The organism is Amycolatopsis sp. NPDC004747 (assembly GCF_053601335.1).
Genome location: NZ_JBSGBQ010000002.1, coordinates 259,057 through 267,304, shown reverse-complemented (window position 1 = coordinate 267,304; position 8,248 = coordinate 259,057). Strand labels below are relative to the sequence as shown.

Below are 8,248 nucleotides of genomic sequence, written 5' to 3'. Positions count from 1 at the left end.
GAGTGACCGCATCATCGTGGCTGCTGGTGGCCCTTCCGGCTCTCGGCGCCCTGATCCTGCTGCTGGCGGGCAAGCGCGCCAAGGCGTGGGGGCATCTGCTCGGCTGTGCCACCGTCACCCTGGCTTTCGTCTACGGGCTGATCCTGTTCTTCAGCGCCGACACGGCCACCACGTCCGACGTCAAGGTCTACTCGTGGATCCCGGTCGGGGCGCTGCAGGTGGACTTCGGGCTGCGGATCGACGCGCTGTCGCTGACGTTCGTGCTGCTCATCACCGGCGTCGGCATGCTGATCCACTACTACTCGATCGGCTACATGGCCGACGACGAGGGCCGGTACCGCTTCTTCGCGTACCTGAACCTCTTCGTCGCCTCGATGCTGGTCCTGGTGCTGGGCAACAGCTTCGTGACGCTCTACCTCGGCTGGGAGGGCGTGGGCCTCGCGTCCTACCTGCTCATCGGCTGGTACCAGGGCCGCCCGTCCGCCGCCACCGCGGCGAAGAAGGCGTTCCTGATGAACCGCGTCGGTGACGTCGGGCTCGCGCTGGCGATCTTCATCATGTTCAAGTACGCGGGCTCGACCGGCTACGCCGAAGTCTTCAAGGCGGTCGGCGACGGCAAGTTCTCGCCCGCCGCGATCACCGCGATGGCGATCCTGCTCCTGCTGGGCGCCTGCGGTAAGTCCGGCCAGTTCCCGCTGCAGGCCTGGCTCCCGGACGCGATGGAGGGCCCGACACCGGTCTCGGCCCTGATCCACGCGGCAACGATGGTCACCGCCGGTGTCTACCTGGTGGCCCGCTCGAAGGACATCTTCAACGCCACCGACGACGGCCGCCTGATCGTCACGCTGGTCGGCACGGTGACCCTGCTGCTCGGGTGCATCATCGGCTGCGCGTACGACGACATCAAGAAGGTCCTCGCGTACTCGACGGTCAGCCAGATCGGCTACATGATGCTCGCCGTCGGCCTCGGGCCGATCGCGTACGCGCTGGGCATCATGCACCTGGTGGCGCACGGCTTCTTCAAGGCCGGGCTGTTCCTCGGGGCCGGGTCGGTCATGCACGGCATGAACGACGAAGTCGACATGCGGAAGTTCGGCGGCCTGCGCAAGCACATGCCGATCACCTTCATCACCTTCGCGCTCGGCTACCTGGCCCTGATCGGCATCCCGCCGCTGTCGGGCTTCTTCACCAAGGACGCGATCATCGAAGCGGCGTTCGGCCAGGGCGGCTGGCGCGGCTGGGTGATGGGCGGCGCGGCGCTGCTCGGCGCCGGGCTCACCGCCTTCTACATGACCCGCCTGATGGTGATGACGTTCTTCGGCAAGGAGCGCTGGAAGGACATCAAGAGCACCGACGGCCACGACTTCCACCCGCACGAGTCGAAGCCGGTCATGTGGGTCCCGATGGCCGTGCTGGCCGTCGGTTCGGTCGGGGCAGGCTTCTTCTTCTCGCAGGGTGAGCGCTTCGCCCACTGGCTGGCCCCGTCGGTCGGCGAGCTGGAGGAAGCCCACCACGCGCCGTTCGACGCCTGGGTGATCTCGGTGGCGGCGGTCGTGCTCTCGCTGCTCGGGGTCGCGCTCGCGTGGCTGATCTTCCGCCGTGACGTCCCGGTCGAGCAGCCCCAGCGGGTCTCGTTCGTCACCCGGGCCGCGCGCAAGGACCTCTACGGCAACGCCCTCAACGAAACGCTGGTCGCCCGCCCGGGCACCTGGCTCTCGCGGGCGCTGGTGTACGTCGACAACCGCGGCGTCGACGGCGCGGTCAACGGCCTGGCCGCCGGTCTCGGCGGCGGGTCCGGCCGGCTGAGGCGGCTGCAGACCGGGTTCGTCCGGTCCTACGCGCTGTCGATGCTGGGCGGCACGTTCCTGCTTCTGGCGGCTCTCCTGCTGGTGAGGTTCTCCTGATGACCTGGTTGCTCATCCTGATCCTGGTGCCGCTGGCCGGCTCCCTGGTGCTGGCGTTCCTCAAGGGGAACGACCGCGCCGCGGTGCTGACCGCGTTCGGGTTCTCGCTGCTCGAGCTGGTGCTGATCATCCCGTTCTGGCTCAGCTACTCGCCTTCGGGCGCGCGGCTGCAGATGACGTCCAGCTTCGACTGGATCCCCAGCTTCGGCGTGCACATCGCGTTCGGCACCGACGGCATCTCGCTGATCATGATCGCGGTGATCGCGCTGCTGGTGCCGATCGTCGTCGGCGGGCTCGGCACGATGGACAAGCTCCCGGCGGGGCGCAGCGCGGGCGGGTTCCTGTCGCTGATCCTGCTGCAGGAGGCGCTCACGATCGGCGTGTTCGCCGCGACCGACGTCTTCCTGTTCTACGTGCTGTTCGAGATCATGCTGATCCCGATGTACTTCCTGATCGGCGGCTACGGCGGCGCGAACCGGCAGTACGCGGCGGTGAAGTTCTTCCTGTACTCGTTCCTCGGCGGCCTGATCATGCTGGCCTCGGCGATCGGGGCGTACTCGCTGGCGTCGGACAAGCTCGGCAAGGGCACGTTCGACTGGGCCACGCTGGTGACGGTGGTGCGCGACGCGCCGCTGTCCACGCAGATCTGGCTGTTCCTCGGCTTCTTCCTGGCCTTCGCGATCAAGGCGCCGCTGGTGCCGTTCCACACCTGGCTGCCGGACGCGGCGGGGGAGGCGCCGATCGGCGTCGCCGTCCTGCTGGTCGGCGTGCTGGACAAGGTCGGCACGTTCGGGTTCCTGCGCTACTGCCTGCCGATGTTCCCGGAGGCGAGCAAGACCCTGGCGCCGCTGGTGCTGGTGCTCTCGGTGATCGGTGTCCTCTACGGCTCGATCCTCGCCGCGGGCCAGCGGGACATGAAGCGGTTCATCGCGTACGTGTCGATCGCCCACTTCGGGTTCATCTCGCTGGGCATCTTCGCGTTCAACGAGCAGGCGATGGTCGGCTCGGCGACGTACATGCTCAACCACAGCCTGGCGACCGGCATGCTGATCGTGGTGATCGGCCTGGTGATCGCGCGCGGCGGCTCGTCCCGCATCTCGGACTACGGCGGCATGGCCAAGGTGACCCCGTTGCTGGCCGGGCTGTTCCTGCTCGCCGGTCTGTCCACTTTGTCCCTGCCGGGCACGAACTCGTTCGTCTCCGAGTTCCTCGTGCTCATCGGGTCCTTTGTGGACCAGCCGGTGTACACGATCCTCGCCACGGTCGGCATGGTGCTGGCCGCGGCGTACGTCCTGTGGCTCTACCAGCGGGTCTTCCAGGGCCCGGTTCGCGGAGACGCTCTTGTGGGCGTCGGCGGCGGTCCGGGCACGGCGATCGCGCCGGAGCTGGGCGCCAAGAAGGCCATCACCGACCTGAACGGCCGGGAGATCGCGATCCTCGCGCCGCTGGTCGTGCTGATCATCGTCCTCGGCTTCTACCCGAAGCCGGTGCTCGACACAGTCACCCCGACGGTGCAGCAGACGCTGTCCGCGGTCCAGGGAGGCAAGTAAAAGTGCTCGACATCCTCCTGACCCAGGCGCAGGCACCGATCACGGTGCCGTCGGTCGACTACCCGGCCGTGCTGCCGGTGCTGATCGTGTTCGGCGCGGCGTGCGTCAGCGTGCTGGTCGAGGCGTTCGCGGCGAAGCGGTCGCGGTTCGGCATCCAGGTGGGCTTGAGCCTGGCGTCGATCGTCGCGGCCGGCGTCAGCTTGATCGTCTACGCCACGGGCGACGCGCCCGCGGGCGGCGTGAAGACGTTCAGCGGTGCGATCTCGATCGACCGGCCGGCGCTGTTCCTCTGGGGCACGCTGCTCGCGCTGGCGGTCGGTGCGGTGCTGCTGATCTCCGACCGCGTGGTCGAGCCGGGTGGTGCGCTGGTCGCCCAGGCGGGCATCCGCCCGGGCACGGTCCAGGACCGCGCCCAGACGGCGACGGTGATGCAGACCGAGGTGTTCCCGCTGACGCTGTTCGCGCTCGGCGGCATGATGGCGTTCACCGCGGCGAACGACCTGCTGACGATGTTCATCGCGCTGGAAGTCCTGTCGCTCCCGCTGTACCTGATGTGCGGCCTCGCGCGTCGCCGCCGCCTGCTGTCCCAGGAGGCGGCGGTCAAGTACTTCCTGCTGGGCGCGTTCTCCTCGGCGTTCTTCCTGTACGGGCTCGCGCTGCTGTACGGCTACGCGAACTCGGTGAAGCTGGGCGACATCGCGGCCGCGGCGGCCGGTTCGGACCGGTCGGACACGCTGCTGTTCGCCGGCCTCGGCCTGCTGGTGGTGGGACTGCTGTTCAAGGGCTCGGTGGGTCCGTTCCACACCTGGACCCCGGACGTGTACCAGGGCGCGCCGACCCCGGTGACGGCGTTCATGGCGGCGTGCACGAAGGTCGCGGCGTTCGGTGCGATCCTGCGGGTGCTGTCGGTGGCGTTCTCGTCGACGTCGTGGGAGTGGCGCGGAGTCCTGTGGGGCGTGGCGATCATCTCGATGGTGATCGGCGCGGTGCTGGGCCTGACGCAGACGGACGTCAAGCGCATGGTGGCGTACTCGTCGATCGCCCACGCGGGCTTCCTGCTGGTCGGGGCGATCGCGATGACGCGTGACGGGCTCTCGAGCACGCTGTTCTACCTGCTGGCGTACGGCTTCACGACACTGGCGGCGTTCGGCGTGATCAGCCTGGTCCGTGACTCCTCGGGCGAGGCGACGCACCTCTCGGCGTGGGCGGGGCTGGCGAAGCGGTCACCGCTGGTGGCGGGTGTCTTCACGTTCCTGCTGCTGGCGTTGGCCGGGATCCCGCTGACGTCCGGATTCGTGGGCAAGTTCGTGGTGTTCTCGGCGGCGTTGTCGGACGGGATGGCCCCGCTGGTGGTGGTGGCCCTGGTGTTCAGCGCGGTGGCGGCGTTCTTCTACCTGCGCGTGATCGTGCTGATGTACTTCTCGGAGCCGGCGGCGGACGGTCCGTCCGTGTCGGTCCCGGGCTTCGGCACGGGAACGGCCATCTTCCTGGGCACGGCGGTGACGCTGGTGCTCGGCCTGGCCCCGGCGTTCGCCCTCGGGTGGGCCGGTTCGGGCGGTTTCGCTTTCTGAGCTTTGGTCCCGTGAAGGCCGTCTCGGTTCTCCGAGACGGCCTTCACCGCGTCAGTGGTCGAGGCCGGTGCGCAGCGCGGCCAGCTTCTGGCCCAGGAGGCCTGGCTCACCGGGCAGCACGGTGAGGTACCGGTTGCCCGGCGTCCCGGAAAGGTGGATGGCCACCCGCCCGGTCTCGAGGTCGAGGTAGCCGAGGGAGTCCTGGGTCAGGGTTCGCGCCCCGCCGTTTTCCCGCTTTGCCGCGTAGAACTGGCCGACGCCGAAGTAAGGCTGTCCGAAGATCTCGTCGAGTTGCCGCGCGGCGCGGCTGCGCGCCGGAGCGTCGTCGTAGATATCACTGCCTTCTTCCTCGTGCCGGAACTCGTCCTGGGGCAGCGAGAACGGCGTCAAGTCAGCCGGAGCGCAACGCGGCAGGTTGGCGACCAACGCGTCCACCGGGCTGCGGTCCGGCGAGACGGTCTTCAGCCACACGCGCTCGCCCTGGCACAGGACGGTGACGGCGAACTGCCCGCGGACGGCCACCAGCACCCCGAACTGCTCGTCCATGTTCCGGGCGTAAGCGAAGTACTCGGTCGGCGGCCGGTCGAGCAGCTCCAAGACCTCCTCGAAGCCGGGCGTGAACCCGCGTCCCTGGGTGAAGCCGTACTGGCTCAGCTCCTCGAACGCTTCGCGATCCACCTGGTTCGCCGAGGACGGCGGGATGTACCGCAGCCCGCCGGCGAAAATCTGGTGCGGGTCGCCGCATCCAGCCTGGCGCATCGCGGTGAGCAGGGTGTCGAGAGACAGCTCGACCTGCTTGAGCACCACGTGTTCCTCCCCTTTGGTGTGGTGCTAGTTCTTCGGTTTGTCACCGATCACGGGCGGCACCGGTTTTTCGATGTCGCCGCCGAAGGTGCCGTCCGGATCAGGATTGCGAAGATAGTCCGCGGTTTTCTTTTCTTTGTCTTCTTCTTTCTTGCCCGCCCCGACGCCCATGGGCATCCCGTTGACTCCCCGCCCACCGGCGGCGCCGGCCGCCCCAGCCCGCCCGCCGGCGACGCCCTGGCCGAGCACCCCGCGTCCCGAGCCGGGCCCGGATCCCAGCCCGCGCGCACCGGGTTCGTTCACGGGACCGCTGCCGGTGCCGCGGTAGCCGCTTCCACTACCGCTACCCGAGCCGGGCCCGTAGCCGCCGTATCCGCTGCCGGCTCCTGGGCCGTACCCGCCGGTGCCCGGGCCGAAATCTCCGGTGCCATACGGCCCGAACGTGCTGCCCGGCTGCCCGGTCGGCCCGAACTGGTATCCGCTATTCGCCGCCGGCGGCATGATCGGCTTCGGAACGTAGCTATTGGCATGCGTTCCGTCCGAAGCGCCTGGAGTGGTCGTGCCCGGTGTGGTCGCGCCCGGCGTGATGGGGCCTGGTGTCTGGTTGCCGACCTGATGCTGTCCGGCCGGGATTTGCCCGGTCTGGTTCCGGCCGGCCTGCGTGTCGGGCCGGTACTGCGTCTGCGGCGGGACGGCGGGTTGCTGGGTTTGGCGCCCGTCTTGCGTACGGCGTCCGGTATCGGTGCCGGTCGTCGTGCCCGGAGTCGTCGTCCGGGGAGTCGGCGTTCCGGTGTCCAGCGTGACGGGCGCACCGGAGTCGGTCAGCTGTGCGTACTGGGCGGGCATCTGGGCACCGTTGGTGATGCTGGTGGAGTGGTAGATGCGGAAAGCGTCGATGTTGGCTTGGCTGTCGGCCTGCCAGCTCGCCACCTTGGTCTGGTAGGACTTGCCATCACCCGCGAAGGTATCGACGAGATCAGCGGCCGTGATCGCGGGCGGCTGCGCCGGGACCGGTTTCACACTGTTCTTCGCGGTACCAAAAGCACCCATCTGATCACTGACGGCGGTCTGCGCGTTCTTGAGGTGAACGGCATCGTCCATCGCGGCTTGGATCAGCGGTGCGGTCGAGTCTGCGGCTGTGTCGCCGGCGCCACCCTGCCAGCCGCTCATGGTCTTGGCCCGGAGCGCGTTGATCCGCGAGGCCCGGTCGATCATCCGCTGCGTCAGCTGGCCTGCACTGTCATGTGCGTCGGCCAAGGACTGAGTCCCGTTGCCGCCGGTGAGCTGCTCGTAGATTTGGGCTGCGGTCAGCGGGCCTTCTGCCACCATCACTTCACCGCCCGGAGGTTGCCAAGCACTTTGGCTGCGACATTGTGCGCGGCCGTACAAGGATCCTTCTTCCCGATGTTATCTTCCGACTGCGCAATCGAGACATCGATGATGTCGTGGTCGCTGGTTGCAAGCGCTACTGCGCATCGGCCCCGAGTTTCCCGCTCATCGAGCATGCCATAAGCGACCAATGGGTATCCCTCGATCGGATCCATGGGTAAGAAGAATGGAAAGGTGGTTCCTTTTTTCTCGTATATGGCAGTCAGTCCGACCTTGTCCACATTGTTGTAGATGACTGAAACGCCGGCCTGTGAAACCTGGGGGGTGCTCCAGCTGCAGCCCGGTCCGCCGGGGCCATTCAAATCTGGTTTAGGGGTCACGTCCGGACCGAGGAGTTCGTTGATTTGGACTGCGGTGAGCGTGTCGCAGGGCGCTTGCTTGAAGTAAGTCGTGTCGATCGGAGTGTTGACTTTGGGAACTCCGGGGCCGGGGACTCCGTCGCCCGCGTTGGATGGCGAAGGCTGACCGGTGGTGCTGCTGGATGGCAGAGGATTCCCTGGGGTGGATGTCGTGCAGGCGGCGAGAAGCAGCAGTGGTGCGCTGAATAGAACAATCATGCGGCGCATCAAAGACTGCCTCCGGTCTGCTTGATCTCGATCGAGTGCGTTTTTTCTGCGTCTGCGTACTTGCCGATTGCGGCATCGAATTTGGCTGCCATTGTTCGGCAATACTTTTCGCGCTCGACGAGAGTGTCCAGGAGTGCGCGGCCGGAGCTGCAGATCTCGTCTGCGTTTCCTCCGCTTGCGTACTCCAGTCCGGGCCCACGAGTTGTTGCGATGGTCCGGGCCCTTGCCTGGTCGACCTGGAACTCGTTGGCCATGTCGTTCCAGTCCTTCGCGAGCTCTTCCAGTGTCGCCCGGTCGTACTTGAAACCGGGGCTGCTCGCGCCGGAACCGGCCGGAGCTCCATAGGTGCCCGTGTGTGGCGTGACAGGCCGCAGTGGGGCCCGGCGCGTGTTCGGGTTGTAGGCCGGTGGCTGGCCGTCAGGCATGGTCTCCCACCTCGGTCGTTCCGGACCGGTGGTGCCTGA

General features: G+C 67.5%; 7 protein-coding genes. 3 read left to right on the top strand and 4 right to left on the bottom strand.

The features are described 5' to 3' along the window. Positions 1-2 precede the first annotated feature (2 nt). The 3 genes from nuoL to nuoN are packed head-to-tail and all read left to right on the top strand — an operon-like array spanning position 3 to position 5,025. Positions 3-1,904: an NADH-quinone oxidoreductase subunit L gene (nuoL, locus tag ACWEGE_RS03580; protein ID WP_449658855.1), complete on the top strand. Its 1,902-nt coding sequence runs from the start codon at positions 3-5 to the stop codon at positions 1,902-1,904. Then, positions 1,904-3,454 (top strand): NADH-quinone oxidoreductase subunit M, encoded by a 1,551-nt coding sequence (locus ACWEGE_RS03575; protein WP_449658854.1) that lies wholly within the window; start codon positions 1,904-1,906, stop codon positions 3,452-3,454. The genes nuoL and ACWEGE_RS03575 overlap by 1 nt, the downstream gene beginning before the upstream one ends. A gap of 2 nt (positions 3,455-3,456) precedes the next feature. Further along, a complete protein-coding gene (nuoN, locus tag ACWEGE_RS03570) occupies positions 3,457-5,025 on the top strand; it encodes an NADH-quinone oxidoreductase subunit NuoN (RefSeq protein ID WP_449658853.1) in 1,569 nt (522 codons plus the stop codon). Positions 5,026-5,076: 51 nt separating this feature from the next. On the opposite strand, the gene ACWEGE_RS03565 is transcribed toward nuoN, so the two are convergent. From ACWEGE_RS03565 to ACWEGE_RS03550, 4 genes are read right to left on the bottom strand one after another with little or no spacing between them, the layout of a single operon-like run. Beyond that, positions 5,077-5,832 (bottom strand): ESX secretion-associated protein EspG, encoded by a 756-nt coding sequence (locus ACWEGE_RS03565; protein WP_449658852.1) that lies wholly within the window; start codon positions 5,830-5,832, stop codon positions 5,077-5,079. Positions 5,833-5,856: 24 nt separating this feature from the next. Further along, a complete protein-coding gene (locus ACWEGE_RS03560) occupies positions 5,857-7,158 on the bottom strand; it encodes a PPE domain-containing protein (RefSeq protein ID WP_449658851.1) in 1,302 nt (433 codons plus the stop codon). Further along, positions 7,158-7,784, bottom strand: a complete 627-nt coding sequence (locus ACWEGE_RS03555) for a DUF3558 domain-containing protein (protein ID WP_449658850.1) — start codon at positions 7,782-7,784, stop codon at positions 7,158-7,160. The genes ACWEGE_RS03560 and ACWEGE_RS03555 overlap by 1 nt, the downstream gene beginning before the upstream one ends. Continuing rightward, positions 7,784-8,209 carry a hypothetical protein gene (locus ACWEGE_RS03550; protein WP_449658849.1) on the bottom strand — a complete coding sequence of 142 codons (426 nt, stop codon included), beginning with the start codon at positions 8,207-8,209 and terminating at the stop codon, positions 7,784-7,786. Before ACWEGE_RS03550 ends, ACWEGE_RS03555 begins: the two co-directional genes overlap by 1 nt. Positions 8,210-8,248 lie beyond the last annotated feature (39 nt).

Coding starts and splice junctions, on each gene's coding strand:
- ACWEGE_RS03575 (WP_449658854.1), top strand. CDS start 1,904: ATGACCTGGTTGCTCATCCTGATCCTGGTGCCGCTGGCCGGCTCCCTG.
- ACWEGE_RS03560 (WP_449658851.1), bottom strand. CDS start 7,158: ATGGTGGCAGAAGGCCCGCTGACCGCAGCCCAAATCTACGAGCAGCTC.
- ACWEGE_RS03555 (WP_449658850.1), bottom strand. CDS start 7,784: ATGCGCCGCATGATTGTTCTATTCAGCGCACCACTGCTGCTTCTCGCC.
- ACWEGE_RS03550 (WP_449658849.1), bottom strand. CDS start 8,209: ATGCCTGACGGCCAGCCACCGGCCTACAACCCGAACACGCGCCGGGCC.